This is a genomic window from Ruegeria sp. O4 (genome assembly GCF_056535125.1).
The window spans coordinates 181,787-206,318 of the sequence record NZ_JBQERO010000003.1 but is presented as its reverse complement, the minus strand read 5'-3'; the positions used below and the strand labels follow the sequence as shown (position 1 = coordinate 206,318).

At 58.9% G+C, this 24,532-nt stretch carries 26 protein-coding genes; 19 read left to right on the top strand and 7 right to left on the bottom strand.

The annotated features are described in order from the left end of the window. Positions 1 to 52: 52 nt before the first annotated feature. Positions 53 to 667: a scavenger receptor class F, member 2 gene (locus ACR0J7_RS06835; protein WP_480869902.1), complete on the bottom strand. Its 615-nt coding sequence runs from the start codon at positions 665 to 667 to the stop codon at positions 53 to 55. 83 nt (positions 668 to 750) lie between these two features. On the opposite strand from ACR0J7_RS06835, the gene ACR0J7_RS06830 reads away from it, so the two are divergent. The 6 genes from ACR0J7_RS06830 to ACR0J7_RS06805 all read left to right on the top strand — a co-directional run bounded on the left by ACR0J7_RS06830 (position 751) and on the right by ACR0J7_RS06805 (position 8,242). Continuing rightward, positions 751 to 1,518: a uracil-DNA glycosylase gene (locus ACR0J7_RS06830; RefSeq protein ID WP_480899212.1), complete on the top strand. Its 768-nt coding sequence runs from the start codon at positions 751 to 753 to the stop codon at positions 1,516 to 1,518. Next, positions 1,515 to 2,114 carry a metallophosphoesterase family protein gene (locus tag ACR0J7_RS06825; protein ID WP_480899214.1) on the top strand — a complete coding sequence of 200 codons (600 nt, stop codon included), beginning with the start codon at positions 1,515 to 1,517 and terminating at the stop codon, positions 2,112 to 2,114. The genes ACR0J7_RS06830 and ACR0J7_RS06825 overlap by 4 nt, the downstream gene beginning before the upstream one ends. Further along, positions 2,111 to 2,731, top strand: coding sequence for a LysE family translocator (locus tag ACR0J7_RS06820; RefSeq protein WP_267366057.1), 621 nt, complete (start codon positions 2,111 to 2,113; stop codon positions 2,729 to 2,731). Before ACR0J7_RS06825 ends, ACR0J7_RS06820 begins: the two co-directional genes overlap by 4 nt. Positions 2,732 to 2,737: 6 nt before the next feature. Next, positions 2,738 to 3,280, top strand: coding sequence for a molybdenum cofactor biosynthesis protein B (gene moaB / locus ACR0J7_RS06815; RefSeq protein WP_480486593.1), 543 nt, complete (start codon positions 2,738 to 2,740; stop codon positions 3,278 to 3,280). 106 nt (positions 3,281 to 3,386) lie between these two features. After that, complete coding sequence (locus tag ACR0J7_RS06810; protein ID WP_480486830.1) at positions 3,387 to 4,835, top strand: efflux RND transporter periplasmic adaptor subunit; 1,449 nt, start codon at positions 3,387 to 3,389, stop codon at positions 4,833 to 4,835. A gap of 5 nt (positions 4,836 to 4,840) precedes the next feature. Further along, the gene (locus tag ACR0J7_RS06805; RefSeq protein WP_480913643.1) at positions 4,841 to 8,242 is read left to right on the top strand and encodes an efflux RND transporter permease subunit; all 3,402 of its coding nucleotides are present in this window, start codon (positions 4,841 to 4,843) and stop codon (positions 8,240 to 8,242) included. On the opposite strand, the gene ACR0J7_RS06800 is transcribed toward ACR0J7_RS06805, so the two are convergent. Both ACR0J7_RS06800 and ACR0J7_RS06795 read right to left on the bottom strand, forming a co-directional pair. After that, a complete protein-coding gene (locus ACR0J7_RS06800; RefSeq protein ID WP_480913641.1) occupies positions 8,239 to 8,658 on the bottom strand; it encodes an NUDIX hydrolase in 420 nt (139 codons plus the stop codon). The genes ACR0J7_RS06805 and ACR0J7_RS06800 overlap by 4 nt on opposite strands. 4 nt (positions 8,659 to 8,662) lie before the next feature. Beyond that, entirely contained in the window at positions 8,663 to 9,463 is an 801-nt protein-coding gene (locus ACR0J7_RS06795; protein WP_480913681.1) for a protein-disulfide reductase DsbD domain-containing protein, read from the bottom strand. Between the two features lie 157 nt (positions 9,464 to 9,620). Between ACR0J7_RS06795 and ACR0J7_RS06790 the strand changes: the two genes are divergently transcribed. Continuing rightward, positions 9,621 to 10,175, top strand: coding sequence for a YqgE/AlgH family protein (locus ACR0J7_RS06790; RefSeq protein WP_480483069.1), 555 nt, complete (start codon positions 9,621 to 9,623; stop codon positions 10,173 to 10,175). Here the strand turns inward: ACR0J7_RS06790 and ACR0J7_RS06785 are convergent, their stop codons facing one another. Next, the gene (locus ACR0J7_RS06785) at positions 10,176 to 11,126 is read right to left on the bottom strand and encodes an L-threonylcarbamoyladenylate synthase (RefSeq protein WP_480899218.1); all 951 of its coding nucleotides are present in this window, start codon (positions 11,124 to 11,126) and stop codon (positions 10,176 to 10,178) included. It lies immediately after the preceding gene. 138 nt (positions 11,127 to 11,264) lie between these two features. Here ACR0J7_RS06785 and ACR0J7_RS06780 point away from each other — a divergent pair, with 138 nt between their 5' ends. From ACR0J7_RS06780 to ACR0J7_RS06750, 7 genes are all read left to right on the top strand, one after another. Beyond that, the gene (locus tag ACR0J7_RS06780; RefSeq protein WP_480913639.1) at positions 11,265 to 12,968 is read left to right on the top strand and encodes an acyl-CoA dehydrogenase; all 1,704 of its coding nucleotides are present in this window, start codon (positions 11,265 to 11,267) and stop codon (positions 12,966 to 12,968) included. Continuing rightward, positions 12,968 to 14,014, top strand: a complete 1,047-nt coding sequence (locus ACR0J7_RS06775; RefSeq protein WP_480506691.1) for an MBL fold metallo-hydrolase — start codon at positions 12,968 to 12,970, stop codon at positions 14,012 to 14,014. Before ACR0J7_RS06780 ends, ACR0J7_RS06775 begins: the two co-directional genes overlap by 1 nt. A gap of 4 nt (positions 14,015 to 14,018) precedes the next feature. Further along, entirely contained in the window at positions 14,019 to 14,471 is a 453-nt protein-coding gene (locus ACR0J7_RS06770) for a DUF6173 family protein (protein ID WP_267364542.1), read from the top strand. 56 nt (positions 14,472 to 14,527) lie between these two features. Next, positions 14,528 to 16,369, top strand: a complete 1,842-nt coding sequence (locus ACR0J7_RS06765) for a glycerophosphodiester phosphodiesterase (protein ID WP_480913637.1) — start codon at positions 14,528 to 14,530, stop codon at positions 16,367 to 16,369. Next, on the top strand, positions 16,356 to 16,895 hold the full coding sequence (locus tag ACR0J7_RS06760) for a hypothetical protein (protein ID WP_480483080.1): 540 nt from the start codon (positions 16,356 to 16,358) through the stop codon (positions 16,893 to 16,895). Before ACR0J7_RS06765 ends, ACR0J7_RS06760 begins: the two co-directional genes overlap by 14 nt. Before the next feature lie 89 nt (positions 16,896 to 16,984). Then, entirely contained in the window at positions 16,985 to 17,119 is a 135-nt protein-coding gene (locus ACR0J7_RS06755; RefSeq protein WP_267364539.1) for an aa3-type cytochrome c oxidase subunit IV, read from the top strand. A gap of 17 nt (positions 17,120 to 17,136) precedes the next feature. Beyond that, positions 17,137 to 17,769 (top strand): hypothetical protein, encoded by a 633-nt coding sequence (locus tag ACR0J7_RS06750; protein WP_480475007.1) that lies wholly within the window; start codon positions 17,137 to 17,139, stop codon positions 17,767 to 17,769. Here ACR0J7_RS06750 and ACR0J7_RS06745 read toward each other — a convergent pair. Both ACR0J7_RS06745 and ACR0J7_RS06740 read right to left on the bottom strand, forming a co-directional pair. After that, the gene (locus tag ACR0J7_RS06745) at positions 17,758 to 18,090 is read right to left on the bottom strand and encodes an AzlD domain-containing protein (RefSeq protein ID WP_267364537.1); all 333 of its coding nucleotides are present in this window, start codon (positions 18,088 to 18,090) and stop codon (positions 17,758 to 17,760) included. The genes ACR0J7_RS06750 and ACR0J7_RS06745 overlap by 12 nt on opposite strands. Further along, a complete protein-coding gene (locus ACR0J7_RS06740) occupies positions 18,087 to 18,797 on the bottom strand; it encodes an AzlC family ABC transporter permease (RefSeq protein WP_480483082.1) in 711 nt (236 codons plus the stop codon). Before ACR0J7_RS06740 ends, ACR0J7_RS06745 begins: the two co-directional genes overlap by 4 nt. Here ACR0J7_RS06740 and fdhD point away from each other — a divergent pair. The 5 genes from fdhD to ACR0J7_RS06715 are packed head-to-tail and all read left to right on the top strand — an operon-like array spanning position 18,796 to position 23,531. After that, entirely contained in the window at positions 18,796 to 19,734 is a 939-nt protein-coding gene (fdhD, locus tag ACR0J7_RS06735; RefSeq protein WP_480899223.1) for a formate dehydrogenase accessory sulfurtransferase FdhD, read from the top strand. The genes ACR0J7_RS06740 and fdhD overlap by 2 nt on opposite strands. After that, the gene (gene mobA, locus ACR0J7_RS06730; RefSeq protein WP_480869925.1) at positions 19,731 to 20,387 is read left to right on the top strand and encodes a molybdenum cofactor guanylyltransferase MobA; all 657 of its coding nucleotides are present in this window, start codon (positions 19,731 to 19,733) and stop codon (positions 20,385 to 20,387) included. Before fdhD ends, mobA begins: the two co-directional genes overlap by 4 nt. Continuing rightward, on the top strand, positions 20,384 to 20,875 hold the full coding sequence (gene mobB / locus ACR0J7_RS06725; protein WP_209506603.1) for a molybdopterin-guanine dinucleotide biosynthesis protein B: 492 nt from the start codon (positions 20,384 to 20,386) through the stop codon (positions 20,873 to 20,875). The genes mobA and mobB overlap by 4 nt, the downstream gene beginning before the upstream one ends. After that, positions 20,872 to 22,941, top strand: a complete 2,070-nt coding sequence (locus tag ACR0J7_RS06720; RefSeq protein WP_480773349.1) for a molybdopterin-binding protein — start codon at positions 20,872 to 20,874, stop codon at positions 22,939 to 22,941. Before mobB ends, ACR0J7_RS06720 begins: the two co-directional genes overlap by 4 nt. Beyond that, positions 22,938 to 23,531 (top strand): GNAT family N-acetyltransferase, encoded by a 594-nt coding sequence (locus ACR0J7_RS06715; RefSeq protein ID WP_480773348.1) that lies wholly within the window; start codon positions 22,938 to 22,940, stop codon positions 23,529 to 23,531. Before ACR0J7_RS06720 ends, ACR0J7_RS06715 begins: the two co-directional genes overlap by 4 nt. Here ACR0J7_RS06715 and ACR0J7_RS06710 read toward each other — a convergent pair. Continuing rightward, positions 23,528 to 24,523, bottom strand: coding sequence for a hypothetical protein (locus tag ACR0J7_RS06710; RefSeq protein ID WP_480773347.1), 996 nt, complete (start codon positions 24,521 to 24,523; stop codon positions 23,528 to 23,530). The two genes, ACR0J7_RS06715 and ACR0J7_RS06710, sit on opposite strands and share 4 nt — an antisense overlap. Positions 24,524 to 24,532: the final 9 nt, after the last annotated feature.

Here is a 24,532-nt window from a genome sequence, read left to right as displayed (position 1 = left end):
CTCCTGTCTGACAATCGGGCCGCTTATAGAAAGCCACGCGGGGCAAAGCAACCTAAGGATCAGAACCCTCTGGCAGTTTTTCGCAGCCGCCTTCGGGCAGACATTGTTCACCTGGTTTGCACCATTTGCCGTATCCGCAGTCGATGGCTTTGATCGGCACGCAACCCTGATGGTCCGAGCATTTGAATCCCGGACGGCACTGCGAGCCTGTTTCTTCGCACAGGAACCATCCCGGACGGGAACACCCCCCACCCGGCAGACAGGACGAGCCGCGCGCACAAGTTCGGCCATCCTCGCATATCGTAGGAGGGGCTGTACCCGGATCTGGTGTGATCCGTTCACATTCGCCGCGCCCATTGCAAAAACTGTCACCGGGGCAATCCAGACGCGATGTGCATTTGTTCACGCCTGCGGGTGCACAGCTCGCTCCTCCCGCTACGCAGCGTTCAAACGGGCCGCAGCTGCGCCCGCCACCGCAATAGGTGCCGCCCAGCGGTATGCAGTGCCCATCAAAGCTGCATCTTTGACCGCCGGAACAGCAGGTGGTGCCGCATTTGAACTGGCCCGCACGGCACTGGCCCTGTTCGTTGTGGAACGTCGCCAATGCCGGATTGCCGGTAAGCACCAGTCCAAGCCCGATCAGGAGGATTCGCAAGGTTCTGAGCATCGTGCCCTGATGGTCGGCGCGACAGAGCGACCGATCAAGCCCAATTCGCTTTCCATCAGCCCTCAGGCGGGTAAATTATCCATATGGAATCGGGCTTGGACTATTACTCTGCACGGGCCTTGCTGGAATGGCAGGTCGAACTGGGCGTGACCGAGGCAATCGGGGATGCTCCGGTTGATCGATATTCGGTGCCGGACACATCACCAAAGCCCAAGAAGGCAGAAGTTGCGGCAGCCATCCCGTCAAAGCCCGGACAGACCGACCCGGTAACGGTTGCGCAAGCAGCGGCCAAGGGGGCGGGGTCACTGGATCAGCTGCGCGATGCGATGGAAGCTTTTGATCACTGCGAGCTGAAGCGCGGGGCGCGGCAGTTGGTTTTTGCTGATGGAACGCCCGGTGCGCGGGTGATGATTATTGGTGAGGCTCCGGGCCGCGACGAAGACCGCGAGGGCAAGCCCTTTGTCGGGCGCGCGGGCCAGTTGCTGGATCGCATGTTGGCCGCGATTGATCTGGATCGCAGGCAGAACGTCTATATCACAAACGTGCTGCCATGGCGGCCCCCACAGAACCGTGACCCAAAGCCCGAAGAAATCGGGATGATGAAGCCCTTCCTGGAACGTCACGTGGCGCTGGCCCGGCCCGAGGTTCTGGTGGTGATGGGCAATATCAGCTGTCAGGCCGTTCTGGGCAAGCGCGGGATTACCCGATTGCGCGGCCAATGGGATCAGGCGATGGACCTGCCTGTGATCCCGATGTTTCATCCAGCTTATTTGCTGCGCCAGCCGCAAATGAAGCGGCAGGCCTGGGCTGACCTGCTGGAGTTGCAAGCCCGGCTGCGAGGTGAGGCATGAAGGTCTTGGCGTTTTCCGATCTTCATATGGCACGCAACCGCGCCGCTGATCTGGTGGCGGCCAGCGCTGATGCCGACCTGGTTATCGGCGCAGGGGATTATTGCAATATGCGGCAGGGTCTGGACGAGGCGATGCAAATGCTTTCGGGCGTTTCAGCGCCGCTGGTCCTGATACCCGGGAATGCAGAAAGCGCAGAGGATCTGGGCAAAGCTGTGCCCGAGGGTGTGCATGTTCTGCATGGAACGGGAATGACGGTGGATGGATTGCGCCTGTTCGGGCTTGGCTACGGTGTTCCACCCACACCGTTTGGTGATTGGTCCTGTGATCTGACCGAGGGTGAGGCCGCCGAACTGCTGGCGCGCTGCAGCGGAGCAGATATCCTGATTTCGCACTCACCGCCCAAGGGCCATGGGGACGTGACCTCGCAAGGCATGGCTGTGGGCTCGATCGCTGTTCGGAACGCGATCGAGCGGATACAGCCCCGATTCACGTTTTGCGGCCATATTCACGACAGCTGGGGATATCGCGGCTCGATCGGCCGCACCCGGATCGCCAACCTTGGCCCCAAGGTAAACTGGTTCGAGATCGCTGTATGATTGAGTTGGTAACGCTGCTTGCCTTCATTCCCGCCGCGCTGGCGCTGAACCTGACACCGGGCGCGGATATGATGTTCTGTTTCGGTCAGGGCCTGCGATCAGGTCCGCGCGCAGCAATTGCCGCAAGTGCTGGGATTTCCGCGGGTGGAATGATACAGGTCCTTCTGGCTGGGCTGGGCCTCGGCGCGGCGGTTGCGGCCTTGCCATGGCTGTTCGATGTCATTCGCTGGGTTGGTGTTGCATACCTGTTGTATCTTGCCTGGGGTGCTGTTCGAAATGGCGCAGTGTCGGCCGAGGCCCCCGTCAAACCGGCCCGGTTGTCCTTTCGGGATGGGATGCTTGTCAATCTGACGAACCCCAAGGTTATTCTGTTCGTTCTGGCCTTTATCCCGCAATTTGTAGACCCGTCGCGGGGGTCGGTCCTGATGCAGTTTTTGATCTTCGGCACAATCATCGGCATCGGTGGGTTCGTCGTGAACGGGCTGGTTGGTGTTTTCGCCGGAAGCGCGGGGCGCCATCTGGTCTCGAATCCGCGCGCCTCACGTATTCTGGGCTGGATTACAGGGGGCATTTTTGCGGCCCTTGCGGTCCGGCTTGCCATTCTGGAAAGGGCCTGACACCACATGTCGCGCATTGATGAAACCATGGAGTTCATCCCGGTTAAGATCGCCGTACTGACTGTTTCGGATACCAGATCGATGAAAGAGGACCGCTCGGGACAGACATTGGTGGACCGGATTGAAAAGGCAGGCCATGTCGTCGCGGATCGCAGGATAATTCGGGACGAGCGCAAACAGATCGCAGATCAGTTACGCGCGTGGGTGGCGGACGAACAGATCGACGTCGTGATTTCGACCGGCGGCACGGGTCTGACTGGGCGCGATGTCACCGTCGAGGCGCATCGCGATGTCTATGAAAAAGAGATCGAAGCCTTTGGCACTGTCTTCACGATCATCTCGATGGGAAAGATCGGAACTTCGGCGGTGCAGTCACGGGCGACGGGGGGCGTTGCCGGGGGGACATACCTGTTCGCATTACCCGGCAGTCCGGGGGCCTGCAAGGACGCGTGGGACGGTATTTTGGAAAAACAGTTCGATTATCGCCATCGCCCGTGCAATTTTGTGGAAATAATGCCCAGATTGGACGAACATCTGCGACGGAAGTAGACTGGTCATACGTTCCATTCCGTATAACCGCCTTGTGGCTTGGCATATTTCCTGATCCAGCTACATGTTGTGGACGGCAGCGTGGTGCAACCGGGGTAACTGATTGATGCGATTTCTGCGGCATAGTCTTGTCGGTATTTTTCTGGCGTTTCTGGCGCTGGCTTTGTTGTTTGTTGCCGTGCAGATGATCGTTGGGGCCGTTCAGGAGGCTTTGACGCACGATAACGCGACACCTCCCGCTCGAGAAAGGATCTTTGCTGTTTCGGTTCGGCCTGCCGAGGCGGAAACCGTCACCCCATATCTTGAAGCTTTCGGAGAGGTTCAAAGCCGCCGCAGGCTGGAGTTGCGCGCGGCGCTTGGTGGTCGCGTTGTCGCGCTGGCGGAAGACTTTGAAGATGGTGGAATTGTTGAGGCTGGCGAAGTGCTGGTTGAACTGGACCCGGCAGATGCGCAATCCGCACTGGATCGGGCCAAGTCCGACCTCTTGGACGCTCAGTTTGAAGAGCGCGATGCAGAACGCTCGTTGCTGCTGGCGCAGGACGAGCTGAAATCGGCTGAGGCTCAGGCGGAACTGCGGGAAAGGGCGTTGCAACGTCAACGCGATCTGGAATCTCGGGGCGTGGGGGCCGCCGCTAGCGTGGAAGAGGCCGAACTGGCTGCCGCAGCGGCGCAACAGGCCGTACTGGCGCGGCGTATTGCGCTGGCACAGGCTGAATCCCGTGTGGATCAGGCATCAACCCTGTTGGCCCGCGCCATGATAGCACTGGAAGCTGCGGAACGTGATCTGGGCGACATGACAATCCGGGCGGGCTTTGGCGGTACTTTAACGGATGTGACGCTTGTGGAAGGGCGGCTGGTATCGGCAAATGAAAAGCTGGCTGAACTGGTTGATCCCAACGACCTTGAGGTGGCATTTCGGGTGTCGACCGCGCAATATGTGCGGCTTTTGGATGGCGGCGATCGTCTGATCAACGCGCCGGTAACCATATCGCTCGAAGTGACAGGGACCGATCTGACCGCGATTGGCCAGATTAGCCGCGACAGCGGGTCTGCCGGTGAAGGCCAGACCGGGCGGTTGATCTATGCCCGTCTGCAAGAGGCATCGGGGTTTAAACCCGGGGATTTCGTTACGGTTTCAGTTCAGGAACAACCGCTTGCCGGAGTTTACCGACTGCCGTCGTCGGCCCTTGATGCATCCGGAACAGTTCTGGTGCTTGGCCCTGATGACCGTTTGGAAAGCCTGCCGGTTCAACTCATCCGCCGCCAGGGGGACGAGGTTCTGCTGCGGGGCGACGGTTTGGAAGGGCGAGAGGTCGTCGTCGGGCGAACCCCCCTGCTTGGGTCGGGCGTGCGGGTGCGGCCCCTGCGGTTTGAGGCGGGTGCAGACCCCGGAATGGTCGAGCTGACGGACGAGAAGCGCGCCGAACTTGTGGCGCAAGTCGAGGCGAACAGTGCGATGCCTCCGAAGGAAAAGACGCAGGTTCTAACCCGGCTGCGCGAAGCTCGTGTGCCGACGTCTTTGGTGCGCAGCATTGAAACCAGGGCTGGGGGATAAACGCCATGATGCGCGAGATACCTGGCGCGGCGGGCGGCATTCTCAGTTACTTCACGCGGCATCGGACAGTTGCCAACCTGCTGTTGCTTGTCATGCTGGTTCTTGGCGCGGCGGCAATCCCGAACATGCGGGCGCAGTTCTTTCCGGACGTCATTCTGGAACGCGTCGATGTATCCGTAACCTGGGATGGTGCCGGGCCCGAGGACATGGACGCCGGGATCGTGCAGTTGCTGGAACCTGCGCTGCTGGCCGTCGAAGGGGTGACCAGTACCGAGGCTTCCTCGCATCCGGGCTGGACCCGTATCAGGCTGGAATTCGAACCCAACTGGGATGTGTCCCGCGCTGTTGAGGAAGTCCGGACCGCCGTAGACGCTGTCACAGATCTGCCGGAAGACGCTGAGGAGCCCAAGATTCAACGCGGTGCGTGGCGTGATCGGGTGACGGATGTGGTGATTACCGGTCCGACCGATACTGCTCAGCTGGCTAAGCTGACGGATGAGCTTATCAATCGTTTATTCGCATCAGGTGTGACCCGCACGACAATCCGGGGTATTGCCGCACCGCGCATCGTTGTCGAGGTCACCACCGCTCAGTTAATCGCAAACGATATAACGATGGCCGAAATCGCGGCAGCGATAGGTGCCGAAGTCAATACGGACCCCGCTGGCAATGTCGAAGGCGCGGGTGCTCGTGTCCGGGCGGGAACTGAGAAACGCACGCCGGAACAGATCGAAGGCATCGCGCTGCGGACGAACGAAGACGGGTCGAAGCTGAAGGTTGGCGACATAGCCACAATTCGGATTGAAGGCGTCACTCGCGACCGCAGCTATTATGTGGGCGATAATCCCGCCATGTCGATCAGAGTGGACCGGTCGAACCTCGGAGATGCGATAGGTATTCAGCACACGGTCGAGGACGTAGCCCGCGAGATGCAGGCCAGCCTGCCTGAAGGTGTGAGAATTGATCTGATCCGTACCCGTGCGCAAGCGATTACCGACCGGCTGAACATCCTCGTGGATAACGGGCTGATGGGGCTGGGGCTGGTTGTCATCCTGTTGTTCCTGTTTCTGAATGCGCGCATTGCGTTTTGGGTCGCGGCGGGTATCCCGGTGGCGATGTCGGCGGCGATCGCGCTGATGTATCTGGGCGGTCTGTCGCTGAACATGGTTTCCCTGTTCGGTTTGATCATCACCTTGGGGATCGTCGTAGATGATGCGATTGTCGTGGGAGAGCACGCCGATTATCGCGCCCGCCGATTGGGTGAGACACCTGTGGAAGCCGCTGAGCGTGCCGCCCGTCGAATGGCAATGCCGGTTCTGGCCGCCACAGTAACGACCGTGATTGCGTTTTTCGGCCTGACGTTGGTTGGAGGACGTTTCGGAGAGCTGATCCGCGATATCCCCTTCACGGTGATCGCAGTTCTGGTTGCATCGCTGGTGGAATGCTTCCTGATCCTGCCCAATCACATGGCGCACGCAATTGCGCATTCGGCCAAGGAACACTGGTACGATCTGCCGAACCGTGTCGTCAATCGTGGCTTTCGTTGGGTTCGGGATCACTTGTTCCGCCCGCTGATCGCCTGGGTGATCTGGGCGCGTTATGTGGTCGCCGCGCTGATGATCGCCATCCTGGCCAGTCAGGTCGCATTGTTCATTCGTGGCGACGTGAACTGGCGGTTCTTCAACGCACCTGAACGCAGCTCAGTCAGCGGCGGGTTTATCATGCGCGAGGGGTCGACCCGGTCAGATACGCTTGAAATGATGCGCATTCTACAGGACGCAACCAACGAACTGGGCCGGATCTACGAAGAGCGTCATGGCAGAAATCCAATTGACTATGTCTTGGCCGAGGTTGGTGGCAATGCTGGGCGTGCGCTTGCTGCGGCTGACGGCAAGGACGGCAGTGTGCTGGGGGGCATTTCGATTGAACTGATCGACGCCGATCTGCGCCCATATTCGAGTTTTGAGTTTGTGGGGGAGCTACAGGATTTCGTACCGCGCCACCCCAAGGTCGAGGTGATCAGCTTCCGCGGTTGGCGGTCCGGCCCCGGTGGCGACGCCATCGACGTGCAGTTCTATGGCTCGGACGTAAATGTCCTGAAAGCCGCATCAGAAGATCTGCAAACCGCGCTGTCGAAGTTTCCTGAAGTCTCGGCGCTCGAAGACACTCTGGCATATGACAAGGAAGAGTTTCTTCTGGACCTGACAGCGCAGGGTCAGGCGCTGGGCTTTCGGATCGAAACGCTGGGGCGGGCTTTGCGCAACCGTTTGAACGGGATTGAGGCCGCAACCTTCCCCGACGGGCCGCGCAGTGCCGAGATCCGTGTCGAACTGCCCGAAGGTGAACTGACGGCAGATTTTCTGGAACGAACTCTGATGCGTTCTCCTGATGGGGTCTACGTACCTTTGGCTGATATCGTTTCGGTCGAACGCAAGTCCGGGTTTTCGACGGTTCGGCGTGAAAACGGCCTGAGGGTGGTTTCGGTAACAGGTGACATTTCGGAAGACGATCCGGCACGGGCCGCCGAAATTGAACGCGTGATGCAGGACGAGATCCTGCCCAATATCGCAGCCGAAAGGCAGGTTGAGTGGCGCATGTCGGGTCTGAGCGAACAGGAAAACGAGTTCCTGTCCGAGGCCCGCAACGGTCTGATCCTGTGCCTGACCGGTATTTACCTTGTACTGGCCTGGGTTTTTGCCAGCTGGACACGACCCCTTGTGGTCATGGCGATTATTCCCTTTGGCCTAGTCGGGGCGATTTGGGGCCATTACATCTGGGAGGTGCCACTGAGCATGTTCACGGTTGTCGGGCTGCTGGGCATGACAGGGATCATTATCAACGACTCGATCGTTTTGGTGACCACGATCGACGCATACCAGCAGGATCGCGGGTTGATTCCGTCGATTCTGGATGGCACGGCGGACAGGTTGCGACCTGTCATGCTGACCACGCTGACGACGGTTCTTGGGCTAGCGCCCTTACTATACGAAGGCTCTCAACAGGCGCAGTTCCTGAAACCGACAGTAATCACACTGGTCTACGGGCTTGGTTTCGGAATGTTGCTGGTGTTGGTGCTTGTGCCCGCCTTGCTGGGAATTCTCAATGACGTGGCACGTCCGATGACAGCCATGCGCCGTGCTGCACGGGCCCCTGACAAGGTTGTTCGTGGCGCGTTGGCCGGAACCGGCGTGATGCTTGGGATCTGGTTTGCCTTGACGATGATCTGGCCCGCCGTCAACGGTGCACCGCTTGCCATGCTACAAAGCCTTTACCCCGGTGAGGATGGCATTGCCGCATTGAAAATGGGGTTGGGCGCGTTTGTTGTCGGCGCTGTGCCGATTGTGATTCTGAGCATTGCTGCCTCAGGCATGCTTTATGGTCGCCTCACGAAATCGGCAGATGCTTAAACCGCACGCAAGGCATATTCCATAAGCTCAATGACCCGCGCGCTCATGGGCAGGTTGCCCTGGCGTATCTGATCGACGGGAAACCACCGGGCATCCAATGCGTCGTCACCGGCCTTTGGCGTGCCCGAGCGATACTGGCAGGCGACCCCGACCAGCAGGTAATGGGACACGATCAGCCCATCTGGGGTTCGGCGCACAAGGTCCAGATTTTTCAGATAATGTGACGGCTGTGCAATTACCGAGGTTTCTTCCAACAATTCGCGTTGCGCCGCTTCCAACACGGTTTCACCCCATTCGACATGGCCACCAGGAAACCCCCACAGCCCGGCGTCGGGCTGTTTGCATCGCTGGACCAGAAGAACCTGATCCTGATGCAGAACAACGGCCAGGGCACCGATTTTTGGCGATTGGGTCATGAATTCAGCCTGCGCTGCAGCCCTGAATATCAACTGCGTGATTGGCGCCCAGAACCGTAATCCGGATTTCAGACCGATCCAGCGCAAAGGGTGTGCCCGATGCATTGATAATCTCGGCCTCGGCCACCAACGTATCACCTTGCCGTTGCGCAATCGGCTGCGACGCCCAGAGGGAGGGATTGCCGGGTTCGATCACAGCCACTTCATGACCACCTGCCGATGGCATGGTCACTCGTGCTTCGATACGCATACCATCTTTCGTCGGCGTCAGACGACAGGTGGCACTGGACACGCGAGCTTCTTGCGCGGAATAAGGGCGTTGCGCCAGTGCGGCGGCAATCGCGGGATGGCGTCCGGCATTGGCGTCGAGCGTGTGGTCAAAGCCCAGACGTTCCGGAATACAAACGTCTTTGCAAACGCCCAGATCCATTTCGCCCTGCAATCGGACCGGCTTGGCAGGGTTGTGCGGCGTAATCTCAATCGGAAGGACCAGTTGATTCTTGTAACCGATCGACTGCAACCCGTTCTGATCGAAGACATCGGGGGCAGGCCATGTGATCTCTACACGCCCGACATTGCTTGAGCGTTTCCAGTTGATTTCCGGCGGGATGCCAGCATCTCCGGGCGCGCGCCAGTAGGTTTTCCAACCATCCTCAAGCGTCACCTTCAAGGCGGTAAGATAAGTGCCGTTTGCAGTCCGTCCGCCATCCAGAACATCCAGCTGAACCACGCCGTCCAGACCCTGAGCGGCAACCGGGGCGGCCAGATGCAGGCAAGCGAGTGCAGCGACGGCAGTGTGTTTCATCGACATCTTCATCCCTCTTAAATGCGCGGCGTTGGCCCGGATTCCAAGTCACGTTCTGTTCACTGGGATGAAATCCGCCAAAATACCTGTTGTTCTCTTGCCAATAGACATGCTGCGGGGCCATTGTTGAGGTGTTCTGAGAAAGAGATGGCGGCCCATGGACCTGACCGGAAAACTGTTGATTGCGATGCCTGGTATGGGGGATCCGCGATTCGACCATTCGGTGGTGTATGTGTGCAGTCATGGTGACGACGGTGCCATGGGTTTGATTGTGAACAAGCCCTCGGACCTGCGGATCAAGACTTTGCTGGGTCAACTGAACATCGCCTGCCGTGTTCCGATTGTCGGCGAACGCCTTGTGCATTTCGGTGGGCCGGTCGAGATGTCACGCGGCTTTGTCCTTCACAGCGCCGATTACGAGGCCAACCTGCATTCAATGCAGATTTCCGAGGATTTCAGCATGACGGCGACACTTGATGTGCTCGAGGATTTGGCGTCAGGCACTGGGCCGCTGAACTCGATGCTGGCGCTGGGTTATTCCGGCTGGGGGCCCGGTCAGCTTGAGGATGAAATTGCCATGAACGGCTGGCTAACCACCGAAGCAACGTCGAAACTTGTTTTCGATGTGCCCGATGATGCGAAATGGGAGGCAGCGTTGGCTTCTTTGGGCGTGGACCCGCTGACCCTTTCTGCCAGCGCGGGGCGAGCGTGATCAGCTGTCACGGGGTGCCGCCGCGCGCCGCAGCCGGTCATTGATTGCCGCCCCCAAACCCGTGTCAGGGATCGGAGAAACGGCAATCGGTCGCCCGGTTTCGTTCAGCTGATGCAGAAACGCAAACAGATTTGCCGCCGCTTCGGTCAAGTTGCCAGTGGCGGACAAGTTCAGGTCGCACTCTACCTGCCCAAATCCCAGAAACACCTCGTCACCCTGACGGGTTTTGGCATTCAAACGGACCGGAGCGTCCGGCGCATAGTGTGATTGCAACTGGCCGGGGGCGGTCAGAAGATCACCGGATTGATGCAGATGCAGACGCATTTTCAGCGTCTCTTCGACCTGCTCCAGCGCGATGCCACCTGGACGCAAAAGTGCAGGTTCCCCAGCCAGGCCGATGATGGTGGATTCAAGCCCGACACCGCACGGCCCGTCATCCAGAACAGCCGCGATCTTGCCGCCAAGACCTGACCAGACATGACTTGCCTTGGTCGGACTGATCTGACCCGACGGGTTTGCCGAAGGCGCCGCAACCGGGCCATCAAATTTGGCCAGCAGCGTGCGCGCTGTCGGATGTGCCGGAACGCGCACGGCCAACGTATCCAAACCTGCTGTCACCAGCGATGAAATCCCGTGCCCTTCGCGCAAGGGCAAAACCAAGGTAAGCGGACCGGGCCAAAAGGCCTGCGCCAGATGCTCGGCCTGATCTGACCATTGCACATACCGTTGCGCCGCGGCGACCGAAGCGACATGTGCGATCAGCGGATTGAAACTGGGCCGCCCCTTGGCCTCGTAGATCGACGCCACCGCCTGCCCGTTGCGGGCATCGCCGCCCAGGCCGTAGACCGTCTCGGTCGGGAAAGCGACCAGAAGGCCCTGTCGCAACATATCTGCAGCCCGCGCGATACCGCCGGGATCCGCCGTCAATTCCTGAGTGCCGGTTGAGATCATAACTGGTGACGCCGCGTTTTGGTTGCTTGAAACATAAGGGACAGTAGGTAATTGATCCAAGCTCATACGCTTACCGGCGCTTGCCCACAATTCCAAGCCTGCCGATATGTTCTGAATTGTTAGCCTTCGAGAGTGATCATGCCCTATCGCACCCCAATTTCAGATTACCAGTTCCTGCTGGACCAAGTGGTCGGGTTCGACCAAGTCGCTGCGACGGATAAATTTGCTGATGCCAGCGGGGATGTGGTCAATGCGATCCTGACCGAAGCTGGAAAGATGTGCGAAGAGGTGATGGCCCCTCTGCAGCGTCCCGGTGATCTGGAACCTGCACGGCTTGAAAATGGCGTGCTGCGAACTTCTCCGGGATATGCAGACGGCTGGAAGGCAATTGCCGAAGGTGGCTGGATCGGGATCAGTGGTAATCCTGAATACGGGGGGATGGGGCTGTCTATGACCATCACCACGGCGGTCAACGAGATGATGAGTGCCGCCTGCCTGTCGCTGCAACTTGCGCCGCTTATGTCTCAGGGCCAGATCGAGGCGTTAGAGCATCACGCCAGCGACGAATTGAAAGCGCTGTATCTGCCTAAGATGATGACGGGGGAATGGTCGGGCACCATGAACCTGACCGAAGCTCAGGCTGGATCCGATGTTGGCGCGCTGTCTGCGAAGGCTGAGCCGAACGGTGACGGGACATATTCGATCACCGGTCAAAAGATCTTCATCTCGTGGGGCGATACCGATTTCACCGAGAATGTCTGCCATCTGGTACTGGCCCGCCTTCCCGATGGGGTGCCCGGCACCAAAGGGATCTCGTTATTCCTTGTCCCCAAATTCCTGCCTGATGAAAATGGTGATCCTGGCGTGGCCAATGATCTGAAAGTGGTTTCGCTGGAACACAAGATGGGCTTGCACGGGTCGCCCACCTGCGTGATGCAATATGACAAAGCCAAAGGCTGGCTGGTGGGTGCCGAACATGGCGGTATGGCGGCCATGTTTACCATGATGAACAATGCGCGCCTCGGCGTGGGCGGACAGGGCGTTGGCGTGGCCGAAGGTGCATATCAGCACGCGGTGGCTTATGCGCTGGAACGGAAACAAGGCAAAACGCCGTCCGGGACGATCATCGATCATGCGGATGTGCGCCGTATGCTTTTGGATATGCGTGCTGATGTTTATGCCGCGCGCGCGATCCTGTTGGCCAATGCGGTTGCGATCGATATGGCAGAGGCCACTGGTGACGCCGATTGGGCTGCGCGGGCCGCGCTGTTGACGCCGATCAGCAAGGCGTTTGGTACTCAGACCGGGATGCGTGTGGCTGAAACAGGGGTCCAGGTGCATGGTGGCATGGGATATATTGAGGAAACCGGCGCAGCTCAGTTCTATCGCGATGCGCGTGTCACCGCGATCTACGAGGGCACCAACGGCATTCAGGCGATGGACCTTGTTGCGCGGAAGATGATGGACGGGGGCGAGGCTGCTTCGAACTTGCTGGATGAGATTGAAGACCAGGCTGAACGCGCCCGTGCAACACTGCCTGATCTGGCGGGCCCTGTTTGGGAAGCCACCGAAACGCTGCGCGAGGCGACAGAATGGCTGGTGGCACAGGACGATATGAATAACCGCTTTGCAGGCGCAGTTGCTTATCTGCAGGCATTTGCCCGGGTGCTGGGCGGGCATTATCACCTGACCGCAGCCCTTGCCGACCCAGAGGGGCCGCGGGCGAAACTGGCGCGGTATTATATCAACGCCCTGTTGCCCGAACATACGGGCCTTTTGGCACGGGCACAGAACGGGGCGGATGACCTTTTCGCGCTGAGCACGGACGAGTTTGCAGTTTGATGGACGGGGATCACGTATTGGGGATCAGATATCCGTGGTCTGAACCGCCCGCGCAGGGCGAAGCCACCGAGATTGCCCAAGGTGTTCTCTGGATGCGGTTGCCCCTGCCTATGGCGCTGGACCATGTAAATATCTACGCACTGGACGATGGAGACAGCTGGACGGTGATCGATACGGGGCTGTCCTCGAACAAGACGCGGCGCATCTGGGAAGCATTGATGGCCGGACCTCTTGCAGGCAAGCCGATCAGGCGGGTGGTGGTGACTCACCACCATCCCGACCATGTTGGCAATGCCGGATGGTTTCAGACGGAACACGGCGCCGAGCTGGTGACAAGCCGCACCTCGTGGCTGTTTGCGCGGATGCTGACGCTGGATGTGCAGGAAACCTGGCCGCAAGAAACGCTGGGTTTCTATCGCAGCGCGGGCATGGCATCCGAAGTTTTGAACAAACGGATGGCGGACCGGCCCTTTAATTTTGCCGACACGGTCTATCCCATGCCGCTGGGTTTTACCGGGATCAAGCAGGGTGACGTGATCCGTATGGGCGGACGTGACTGGGACGTTCATATGGGCAATGGCCATGCACCGGAACACGCCACCTTCTGGAGCCGCGATGACAATCTGGTACTCAGCGGCGATCAGATCTTAAGTTCGATCAGTCCCAATCTGGGTGTCTATGCGACCGAACCCATGGCCGATCCAGTGTCAGGATGGATGGAGGCCTGTGAGAGGCTTCAGGCGCTCGCCCGTCCCGATCATCTGGTTTTGGGTGGGCACAAACTGCCCTTCACGGGTCTGCCGTTGCGTATGAAGCAGCTGATTGACAACCACCATGGCGCGCTGGAACGGCTGCTGGATCATCTGGATCAGCCCAAATCTGCCGCTGACTGCTTTATGCCGCTGTTCAAACGTACAATCCGCGAGGGTGAGTATGGCCTTGCGCTGGTCGAGGCGGTTGCACATGTAAATCACCTCTACCACATTGGTGCAGTAACCCGGACGCAACGCGCGGATGGGGCATGGTTGTATCAACGCAAAGGGTAGACGAATGCAGGACCAGATCGAAACCTCGGCCGAGGCCGCAGAAGCCGCAGCTTTGCCAAAGTGTTACGAGGTGCACGCCGATCCCAAAGCCGAATCCGGAAGCAAAAAACTGCCCGAGACGTTGAAAAAACCGGTGGCTAGCAAGAGCCCCGCACAATGGGCATACGAGCGGTTAATCCTGTACATCCAGAATTTCGAACAGACGCTGGACGGCGATCATGAGGTCGCGATGGGGTTCACCGGTGGCGATGCAGGTGTAATGCGGATCGAGGGGATGGGTTATTTCGACCCCGACATGATAACCTTTTACGGGTCCGACGGGACCGGAGCCCGCACGCAACTGGTGCAACATGTCAGCCAGTTGAACGTGATGTTGCGTGCGCTTCCCAAATCGGTTGAAGACAAGCCAGCCAACCGCATCGGGTTCCGCCTAGCTGCAGACCTGAAAGACAGCTGACTTGCAATTCACGTTTGCGCGCCTTTGAATGAATGTATCAGTTCGGAGGCGACCGCGTGAGCAGATATTTCCATGCCGTAACACATGCCTACGCGGGGGCCTGGGCCCGGCGTCGGGTTTTTGTGCCTATCTATATCGTTGTCCGATTGCTGCTTGTGGCGTTGATTGCGCCAGGGGTGGCGCTGGCGGTCAATCTGGCAGTCTCTCTGTCTGACCAGACGGCCTTGACCGATCAGGACATCGCCATGTTCCTGCTGTCTCCAGTCGGGTTTATCTCGTCTGTTGTAGTTCTGAGCTTGTTTCTGCTGGCTGAGGTCCTGGTGTTCTCGGTCATGGCCGGGTCGCTGCGCATGGGCGAACAAGATCCCTGGCGTGCTGGCAGTGCGGCGCTCGCATTGATCCTGTCCCGTTTCCCGGCGTTGTTCGGATTTGCCGTGCGTTTCATCCTGCGTGCCCTGTTGCTTGCCCTGCCATTCGTGGCTGTCGCTGGCTTGATCGCTTGGTGGACGCTGACTGAATACGACATCAACTATTACCTGACCTTCCGCCCCCCCGCCTTCAAGGTGGCGGCTCTTCTGATCGGAGTGGTTGTTCTTGTACTGGCGTGGCTTTTGATCCGCCGCCTGTCCGCCTGGGCGCTGGCCCTGCATTTGGTCCTTTTCGAACGAACTGCGCCCCGAACGGCGTTTGCCCAAAGTGCGCAGAATATGGAAGGCAGGCGCGGGCGGTTGAAGATCGAGCTTGCCCTTTGGCTGGGGATGCGCCTTGTCATCGCCGCTTTGATTGCCGCAGTGGCCAGCCTTTTGTTTACTTTCGTACCCGTGCAGGACGGCGGCAACCTCAAGCTGGCCCTGACCTTCAGTTTTGTCGTCGCTGGGCTGTGGTCATTGGCGGGGCTGGTTCTGGCAGCAACGGCGCTGGGCGCGCTGGCCGTCTTGCTGGACGGGTTTTTCGATACAGACGGAAAAAAGATCGCTCACCCAGAGCCCTGGAAAATTCGGGCGCCTGTATTTGTGACAGTGGGTGCATCCCTAGCCGCGTTGGGTATTGGCCTTTGGTCAGGTCAAAGTCTGCTGGAACGTGTGCAGGCCCCGGATCATGCCGAGGTCATTGGCCACCGGGGTGCTGCGGCCTTGCGGCCGGAAAACACGATGGCCTCGGTTCTGAAAGCCATCGAGGACGGCGCGGATTGGGTTGAAATCGATGTTCAGGAATCTGCGGATGACGTGATCATCGTGGCCCATGACAGCGATTTCATGAAGCTGGCGGGAGTTAATCTGAAGGTCTGGGATGCCACAATGGCGGATGTGGCCGATATCGACATCGGCAGCTGGTTCGACCCGGAATACGCCTCGGAACGCACGCCAACTCTGCGTGATGTGCTGGAGGCGGCCAAAGGCAAGTCCAGGGTTCTTATCGAACTGAAATACTATGGCCATGATATCGATCTGGAAAACCGGGTGATCAAACTGGTGGAAGAGTTGGAGATGCAGGACGAGGTTGCCACCATGTCGTTGAAATACCCGGCTGTCCAAAAGATGAAGAAACTGCGCCCGGACTGGCGTTCGGGTGTATTGGCGGCCACAGCCGTTGGTGATCTGTCGGGGTTGGAGGGCGAGTTTGTCGCCGTTAACGCAGGGATGGCGACGCCGGGTCTGATCCGAAAGGTTCACGATGCCGGCAAGGATATCTATGTCTGGACAGTGAACGATCCGCTGCAAATGTCTAAAATGGCGTCTATGGGTGTTGATGGTCTGATTACTGATCGCCCGGCTATGGCCAATGAGGTTCTGCGCGTGCGCGCCGAAATGGGACCGGCAGAGCGGCTGATGTTGTGGCTGGCCACGGCGTTCGGATTACAGGTCGACACCAAGGCGATGCGCGATGAAAGCCCTTAATCTTTCGCTGCTGTTGCTCGTTATTCCGCACGCCGCCTTGGCACAGGACTTGATGCGCCGGTTCGAAATGCCTGCCCATCGCGCCTTGATGGACCAGAGCGAAAGCGCCGAGCTGCAACCATTCGAAACAGACGGGTGTTCGGGTGGGTTGTCCGCAAGCTGGCGCTGGGTGGCAAAGCAGTTCCCGCAGGTTGGCGAGCTTTTTGAAGAACATCCGCCTTGGGAAAACTGTTGTGTGATCCACGACCGGGCATATCACAATGCCGGCGGCGCGGATTCGGCCGAGGAAAGCTATGACGCGCGTTTGGCGGCGGATGATGCCCTGCATGCCTGTGTTAAGGCGCATGGAGATCTGTATGCCGACGAATACGCGGATCGCTACGATATGGAACCTGACCAGATCCGCACCATTCACGCGATCACCGCGGATGCCATGTATGGGGCGGTTCGTTTCGGTGGCGGGCCGTGCAGCGGCCTGCCCTGGCGATGGGGGTTCGGTTATCCCGGATGCTCGGTCCTCAAGTAAGCGCGCCCTGCGCGCGAATGACGTGGTGACAGGCGTTTTGTTTTCCATTATCCAACAAATCAAACACGCGAATTGGGATTCTGAGACTCATGGCTGAATACAAGCACGGCGAAATGAACATCGACGTTCAAACCAAAACTTTCAACGGTTTCATCAAAGCCACCACCTGGTGTGTGGTCGCGATCGCCTTGTTGTGCCTGTTCCTGGCAGTTTTCGCCTCGTAAGCAATTCGGGGGCGGCTTTGCTCAGGATATTGACTGCGTGCCTTGTGGCCGCAACGCTGGCTGGTTGCGCTGCATCACAGCGCCCGCAAGCGGATCAGACTGAAATAACGTCCCGTTCCTATCGCGATCCGGGGCCATCGACCCTGACCTTGTACACGATGATCAGCACCCGGACCGGTTCGGGCGCGCATACGTCGTTGATGATCAGCGGCAGTGAGCGGGTTATTTTCGACCCGGCAGGGTCGTTCCGGGCGGATGTTGTACCGATCAGGAACGATGTGCTGTACGGTATTACCCCGAATGTCGAACGTGCGTATCGCAGCAGCCACGCCCGCGAAACACATTATGCGCGCATCCAGACGATCGAGGTCACTCCGCAACAGGCCGAAATTGCATTGCAACTGGCCAAGCAGATGGGCCCAGTGGCTGGTGCATTCTGTGCGAACTCTACCTCGCAGCTGTTGCAGCAGGTTCCGGGGTTCGAACAGATCACGACCACATTCTATCCAGTCAAACTGTCGGATCAGTTTGGAGCGCTGCAAGGCGTTCAAACGGCGGAGTACCGTGAAAACGACGACGCGGACCTGCAAAAGGGACTGGCGTTCAACAATGCGCGCCTGAACCAGCTGGACGCGGCTTCATCCAACTAAATACAGCAATATGTAAAGTGTTGCCGCCCCGGTAAAGATGGCGGCCAGCACATTCTTGGTTAGAATGCCCACAGACAGTGCAACCGCTGCGGCCGACATACGGGGTATATCCGGTTGTCCTTCGGTGGCTGCAGGCCAAACCACCAGCGGCGCGATCAGTGCGGGCAGGATGGCCACGGCTGTATATCGAAGGTGACGTAACAACCAGGGCGGCATCGGGCGATCACCGACGAGACCGATGAAGGTAAAGCGCAAAGCATAGCTGCCCACCGCAAGACCCGCGATGATGATCCATATTGTTGTCTGATCGATCTGGTTCATAGCGTGTTCCGCTTTAGCATCAATTCCGCCTGCGCACCGGCCATCATCCCTGCTGCGCCCGCGATCAGCAGGCCCAGATTGAACGGCACACTCACGGTCAGCAGGGCAACAACAATGGCGACCAGGGCGGCGATGACATGGGCCAGCGTACGCATCATTGGCCCAATCATCGCCAGAAAGGTGATCGGCAGGGCAAAGTCCAGCGCCCAACTTTCCGGTATTTGAGCACCCAGCACGGCACCCAGACAGGTTCCCAAAACCCACAGCGGTGTGATCGGAGTGACCGAACCCAGGAAATAGGCCATTCGCTGGGGGATCGTCAGATCAGGCTCTTTTTCGAACTGCGCGATTGAACAGGCGTAAGACTGATCAACGATCAGGTAAGCCGCACATGCTCTCTGCCACAAGGGCGCGGCACCCAGAAACGGCGTCAGTGATGCGGAATACATCGCAACCCGCAGGTTCACTGCCAGGGCTGAGATCAAAACGATGATTGTCGGCGTTTCATCCTGCAGAAGTTGCAGAGCTGTAAACTGCGCAGCGCCTGCAAAAACGGTGATGGAAAAGGCGATGGTCTGCACGATATTCAACCCGGCTTCTGTCGAGAAGACACCGAACAACAGACCAAAAGGCACAGCCACGAAGACAAACGGTGTGCCGTCGCGAAAACCTTTCCAGAAGTATGACTTGGATGTGGCAGAGGCCATGGCTAAATCCTATGGTGACGCCAGCAGCAGTATCGGTCTTGTGGAGGGGTTGCAATTGGTCACCGAAACCGACGTGTCAGACTATGTAATCGCTCCTGATCCGGGCGCGGCCCGCCTGACCCGTGCGGTCGAGGGGGTGGACCAGAATGGCGAGGTCAGTCAGATTTCAGTGGTTGAAGAGCGCCCACTGACGATCTTCCTCAACGCGCAGGAAATTGTGACGGCGATGACCATTGGCGATTATCCCGAGTACCTGGCGCTGGGTTTTCTGCGAAATCAGGGCATGTTGCTGGCTGATGATGAGATTACCCGTGTCGATTACGATGATGATCTTGAAACCGTTGTTGTCCGCACCGCACGCGCGACTTCGTACGAAGACAAGCTGAAGAAAAAGACACGCACCAGTGGCTGCGCTGTGGGAACGGTGTTCGGGGACATGATGGAGGGCCTTGAGGGCGTTCAACTGCCACAAGTGCAGGTGCGGACCTCGTGGCTTTACGAACTGGCGGCCAAGATCAACCGCACCCCGTCGCTTTATCTTGAGGCCGGGGCAATTCATGGGACTGTACTGTGCCGCGAAAACCGCCCGCTGGTTTATATGGAAGACGTGGGTCGCCATAACGCTGTCGACAAGATCGCAGGCTGGATGCTGTCCGAGGGTGCTTCGGCAGAGGACAAGATCCTTTACACCACCGGTCGCCTGACATCCGAGATGGTGATCAAAACGGCGATGATGGGCATTCCCGTGTTGGCGTCCCGTTCCGGCTTTACCGCCTGGGGTGTCGAGATCGCGCGTGAGGTCGGCCTTACGCTGATCGGTCGGATGCGCGGACAGCGCTTTGTTTGTCTTTCCGGTGAGGAACGGTTGGTTCGTGATGTGGACCCGTCGACGGTTGTGGCCGAAGACAGGAAACACCGGCGGAAGAGTAGCCAATGAGTGATGAAAACAGAAAACCTCTCGGCGTTATCCTCGCAGGCGGGCAGGCCACCCGGATGGGTGGTGGTGATAAAGGCCTGTTGAAGGTTGGCGGGCAGACCCTGCTGTCCCATGTCGTTGATCGGCTGTCTCCTCAAGTCGATGGTTTGGCCCTGAACGCAAATGGTGACCCCAAGCGTTTCAGCGATCTGACGCTACCTGTTCTTCCTGACACAATTGAAGGCTTCGCTGGCCCTTTGGCCGGCGTTTTGGCGGGGCTAGATTGGGCGGCAGATCAGGGGGCCGACAGCATCGTGACGGCTGCCGCAGATACTCCGTTCTTCCCGCGTGATCTGGTGGCGCGTCTGCAAGAGGCGGCAGCGGGGCAGGCGCATCCTCTGGTCTTGGCCACTACTCCGCGAACGGGCGACGAAGCGCTGAAGTCCGGTGGCGGCAGGCGCGTCAACCGGCACCCGACCTTTGGGCTCTGGCCTGTGGCTCTGCGCGATGATCTGCGGGCGGCTCTGACGGACGGGTTGCGCAAGGTCGTGCTGTGGACTGATAAACACGACGGGCGCGAGGCTTTGTTCCAGGCTGACCCGTTTGATCCGTTCTTCAACGTCAATACGCCTGACGATTTGGACCGCGCCCGGACATTGTTGGAGCAGGTATGAGAGTCTACGGCGTCACTGGCTGGAAAAACGCAGGCAAAACAGGGCTGATGGAACGGCTGGTGGCCGAGATCACGGGGCGGGGCTTTGCCGTCTCAACCGTCAAGCACGCGCATCACGGCGTCGATGTGGATCAGCCGGGCACGGACAGTCATCGTCACCGCGTTGCTGGCGCCAGCGAGGTGTTGCTTGCGTCGGGGCAGCGCGTCGCCTTGATGCAGGAGCTGCGCGGCGCACCCGAGCCGCCATTGGGCGAACTGCTGGCGCGGCTTTCACCGGTTGATCTGGTGCTGGTTGAAGGCTTCAAGCGGGAAGGCCACCCAAAGATCGAGGCGTTTCGCGCCGAGGCGGGAAATCCTCTGATTGCGATTGAAAACGAAACTATTCGTGCCGTTGCCAGCGACACGGCGCTGGAACTGGATCGTCCGGTTTTCGACCTGAACGACACAGTCAGGATCGCGGACTTCATATTGGATGAGGTCGGTTTGTGACCCCGTTCCAGACCTTTGCCATGGTGGACTGGTCTGGTGGAAATGACACCGGACCAACGCCGCGCAAAGACGCGATCTGGGTCTGTATTGTGCGTGAAGGGCAGGCACAGGAACCTGAATACCTACGCAACCGGGCGCTTGCCGAGGCGTGGCTGGATGCCCTGATCCGCACCGAACTAAAGGCAGGTCGCCGCCTGTTTCTGGGGTTCGATTTCCCTTTTGGATACCCGAAGGGCTTTGCCCGCGCGATCACCGGAACGGATGACCCCTTGACCTTGTGGGACTGGTTCGAACAACATGTCGAGGACGGTCCGAAAACGAACAATCGTTTTGACTTGGCAGGCCGGATCAATCGACAATTCGGAGGAAGAGGCCCATTTTGGATGAATGGCCTCGGGCGTGACATTGATGGTTTGCCGCGAACCAAGACGGGCTATTCCAATCCGTTTTCCGACCGTCGTGCGGTTGAAGCCTTGGCAAAAGGCAGTTTCACCTGCTGGCAGATGGCGGGTGCAGGCGCGGTCGGTGGGCAGGTGATGATGGGGCTTCCAGTTCTGAGCAGGCTCCGCCATCGCTTTGCCGGACAAGTCGCGGTCTGGCCGTTCGAGTCGTTGGATAGACCCATCGCCTTTGTGGAAATCTGGCCGTCGCTCACCTTGGGTGCGCCACCGGACGGGCGGATCAAGGATGCTTGGCAGGTCGAACTGATCGCCTTGACTCTGTCGCGTTTGACAGAGCAGGAGTTGAAAGCGCAATTAGATGTTTCAGCGGCAGAGGAAGGCTGGATATTGGGTGTGACTCAGAAAAAGCCGAACATAGTCCCGCCACCATTGCGCAACGATTGTTTTGCGCTGCCAGCGGGTGTGGAGTGGACGCCGGTTGATGACGCCTTAGCCTATTTGCGCGACAGGTTGCATCCGATTACCTCGGTCGAGGTGGTCGCGCTGAATAAGGCGAGTGGGCGCATTCTGGCAGAAGATGTGACAGCCCAACGTTCCAACCCGCCGCAGCCGAATACAGCCGTGGATGGGTTCGGGTTCGCTGGTCCGGTTTCAGATGGGCCACAGGTCCTGCCGCTGGTCGATGGGCGTGCAGCAGCCGGTATCCCGTTCGACGGTGATGTTCCCGCGGGTCAGGCAGTGCGCGTTCTGACGGGCGCCGCGCTGCCTGACGGGGTGGATACGGTTATTCTGGAAGAGGATGTCACAGTTAAAGACGGGCATATCGCATTCCACGGCCCGCTGAAAAAGGGGGCAAATACCAGGCAAGCGGGCGAGGATGTGGCCGCAGGCGATCTGGCCCTGCCTACAGGGCGCCGATTGACACCGGCTGACCTTGCGCTGCTCACCGCTTTGGGCATTGCCGAGGTGAAGGTGCGCAAACCGCTGCGTGTCGCCGTGGTATCGACCGGCGATGAACTGATCGACGCCGGAGAGTGCGCCGGACCGGGTCAGATATTCGACGCCAACCGCCCGATGCTGTTGTCTCTGGTCGAATGGCTGGGGTTTGTACCTGTGGATATGGGGCGTGTTTCAGATGATCGGGACGCCCTGCGGGAACGGCTGGATCAGGCTGCGGAACAGGCAGATGTGATACTGACGAGTGGTGGCGCATCTGCTGGTGACGAAGACCACGTATCTGCCTTGCTGCGCCAGGCGGGGGCGATGCAACACTGGCGGATCGCCTTGAAACCCGGTCGCCCTCTGGCTTTGGGGTTGTGGTCCGGAACCCCAGTCTTTGGACTGCCCGGCAATCCCGTTGCCGCCTTGGTCTGCACCTTGATCTTTGCGCGACCGGCGCTGGGCCTGATGTCTGGCGAAGGCTGGATCGAGCCGCAAGGGTTCGAAGTGCCCGCTGCCTTTGAAAAGCGCAAGAAACCGGGCCGCCGCGAATACCTGCGCGCGCGCATACGGGAAGGCCGGGTTGAAGTCTTCAAGTCAGAAGGATCGGGCCGGATCAGCGGGCTCAGCTGGGCCGAAGGGCTGGTCGAAATAGAAGATGGTGCCCGGCATATCCAACCGGGTGATATGGTTCGGTTTATCCCGTATGGCAGTTTTGGGTTGTGAAAATCACGATCTCACGCGGTTTTTCTGATGCGGAACGCCCACTGGTGGCGACCCTGTTCTGGCAGGCATTTTCGGCGAAACTGAACAAAGTCATGGGTCCGGATGAAAAGGGGCTGGCTTTCTTCGAAACTTCGTTGAACCCGGATTTCGCGCTTGTTGCACGGGACAAGGAAAACCGGATTTTGGGGCTTGCAGGTTTCAAGACACGCGATGGTGCATTGGCCGGAGGCGGAATGTCAGACCTAGCAAAGGTCTATGGCTGGCTTGGGGCCATTTGGCGCGCCCTCATCCTCAGTATTTTGGAGCGCGAACTGAAACCCGGCGTGTTTCAGATGGATGGCATATTTGTGGCCGCGGGCTCGCGTGGCAAAGGGGTTGGTACTGCCTTGCTGGATGCCGTTAAGTGTGAAGCGCGGAAACAAAACATGTCAGTGGTTCAGCTTGACGTTATCGACACAAACCCCCGCGCCCGCGCTTTATATGAGCGCGAAGGATTTTGGCCTGTGGGGGAAGAAAAAACCGGGCCTTTAAGTTACGTGTTTGGTTTCAGCAGCGCGACCAAGATGTCTTGGATCGTTTTGCCTGATTAATCAAACGTCCCGGCCACGCGCCCCAGCAACATGAACGCCCGCGCGGTGCGGGTCTCACCCAACGCGCTCAGTTCTGCATCGCTTGCGGTGGGCTCGAACTCGGCCATCATCTTGTCGAAGCGGCGAAGAAAATGATGGGCGGCGTCGCGAAAAATGGGATCCTGTTTCATCCGCGCAGCTGTCAGCGCCAGCGAGGACCGGTCGCGTACACCCCCCAGCGAGGCGACAGCGCGACCCCGCGCGCCCTGCGCGAACTGACGCCAGATTTCGGGCCGGGCCATGTCAGGGCGCAGGTCGTCCATATAGATGCCTTCCTGGCTGAGCAGTGTAAGAACATCCTGCGAGGCTTGCACGATCTGCGCCGTCTTGCGGTCTTTCAGCGCCACGCGCAGGGCATTGAACCCTTCGGTGTCATTCTGAGTTTCCGGGAAGTTCAAGGCGCGGATAAAGATATCGGTGCTCAGCGGTGGCGCAATTTCTTCCGCAGATGTGCCCAGTTCAAGCGAGGTTTGAGCACCCGCAACGAGTGGTTTTGCAGGGGCGTAAGGGGGCGTTGTGCGCTTGGTCGAAAATGTTGCCAGCGCGCTTTCGGTTTTTCGCGTCGCGGCTGCGATCTCATCCAGTTTCTTTGCTACCGTAGGTTCGTAGGTGCTGGATGCGCGCTGCTGCTGCGCCACATAAGCCTGACGGATCGCATCAATCGCAGTTTGCAGCCGCGCGCTTTCCTCGCGCATCACGCGGCTGGCACGCATGGCAGTGGCCGCGACCCAGATCATCGCCACAGGCATGAAAACGGCCAGAAAGGTGACAACAAAACCACCGCTCTGCGCCTTATCTGGCAACACCAGAAAAACAACCGACACCACCAGCCAAATCAGGCTGAGCACCAGTGCGGCAATCTCAATCTCGGTGACAGACGGTGCCTTTGGGCGGTCATAGATGCCCAGCGAAGTCGGTCTTTCAGTTTCCGGGTCAGGTTTGGGCCCCGACATTACATGCGC

What these genes read in the sequence shown, in the direction of transcription:
- ACR0J7_RS06830 (WP_480899212.1), top strand. Translation starts at nt 751, where the DNA reads ATGGAATCGGGCTTGGACTATTACTCTGCACGGGCCTTGCTGGAATGG.
- ACR0J7_RS06770 (WP_267364542.1), top strand. Translation starts at nt 14,019, where the DNA reads ATGCAGGACCAGATCGAAACCTCGGCCGAGGCCGCAGAAGCCGCAGCT.
- mobB (WP_209506603.1), top strand. Translation starts at nt 20,384, where the DNA reads ATGAGAGTCTACGGCGTCACTGGCTGGAAAAACGCAGGCAAAACAGGG.
- ACR0J7_RS06785 (WP_480899218.1), bottom strand. Translation starts at nt 11,126, where the DNA reads ATGATCTCAACCGGCACTCAGGAATTGACGGCGGATCCCGGCGGTATC.
- ACR0J7_RS06775 (WP_480506691.1), top strand. Translation starts at nt 12,968, where the DNA reads ATGGACGGGGATCACGTATTGGGGATCAGATATCCGTGGTCTGAACCG.
- ACR0J7_RS06820 (WP_267366057.1), top strand. Translation starts at nt 2,111, where the DNA reads ATGATTGAGTTGGTAACGCTGCTTGCCTTCATTCCCGCCGCGCTGGCG.
- ACR0J7_RS06805 (WP_480913643.1), top strand. Translation starts at nt 4,841, where the DNA reads ATGATGCGCGAGATACCTGGCGCGGCGGGCGGCATTCTCAGTTACTTC.
- ACR0J7_RS06740 (WP_480483082.1), bottom strand. Translation starts at nt 18,797, where the DNA reads ATGGCCTCTGCCACATCCAAGTCATACTTCTGGAAAGGTTTTCGCGAC.
- fdhD (WP_480899223.1), top strand. Translation starts at nt 18,796, where the DNA reads ATGGCTAAATCCTATGGTGACGCCAGCAGCAGTATCGGTCTTGTGGAG.
- ACR0J7_RS06835 (WP_480869902.1), bottom strand. Translation starts at nt 667, where the DNA reads ATGCTCAGAACCTTGCGAATCCTCCTGATCGGGCTTGGACTGGTGCTT.
- ACR0J7_RS06825 (WP_480899214.1), top strand. Translation starts at nt 1,515, where the DNA reads ATGAAGGTCTTGGCGTTTTCCGATCTTCATATGGCACGCAACCGCGCC.
- moaB (WP_480486593.1), top strand. Translation starts at nt 2,738, where the DNA reads ATGTCGCGCATTGATGAAACCATGGAGTTCATCCCGGTTAAGATCGCC.
- ACR0J7_RS06755 (WP_267364539.1), top strand. Translation starts at nt 16,985, where the DNA reads ATGGCTGAATACAAGCACGGCGAAATGAACATCGACGTTCAAACCAAA.
- ACR0J7_RS06810 (WP_480486830.1), top strand. Translation starts at nt 3,387, where the DNA reads ATGCGATTTCTGCGGCATAGTCTTGTCGGTATTTTTCTGGCGTTTCTG.
- ACR0J7_RS06710 (WP_480773347.1), bottom strand. Translation starts at nt 24,523, where the DNA reads ATGTCGGGGCCCAAACCTGACCCGGAAACTGAAAGACCGACTTCGCTG.
- ACR0J7_RS06760 (WP_480483080.1), top strand. Translation starts at nt 16,356, where the DNA reads ATGAAAGCCCTTAATCTTTCGCTGCTGTTGCTCGTTATTCCGCACGCC.
- ACR0J7_RS06745 (WP_267364537.1), bottom strand. Translation starts at nt 18,090, where the DNA reads ATGAACCAGATCGATCAGACAACAATATGGATCATCATCGCGGGTCTT.
- ACR0J7_RS06780 (WP_480913639.1), top strand. Translation starts at nt 11,265, where the DNA reads ATGCCCTATCGCACCCCAATTTCAGATTACCAGTTCCTGCTGGACCAA.
- ACR0J7_RS06795 (WP_480913681.1), bottom strand. Translation starts at nt 9,463, where the DNA reads ATGAAACACACTGCCGTCGCTGCACTCGCTTGCCTGCATCTGGCCGCC.
- ACR0J7_RS06800 (WP_480913641.1), bottom strand. Translation starts at nt 8,658, where the DNA reads ATGACCCAATCGCCAAAAATCGGTGCCCTGGCCGTTGTTCTGCATCAG.
- ACR0J7_RS06790 (WP_480483069.1), top strand. Translation starts at nt 9,621, where the DNA reads ATGGACCTGACCGGAAAACTGTTGATTGCGATGCCTGGTATGGGGGAT.
- mobA (WP_480869925.1), top strand. Translation starts at nt 19,731, where the DNA reads ATGAGTGATGAAAACAGAAAACCTCTCGGCGTTATCCTCGCAGGCGGG.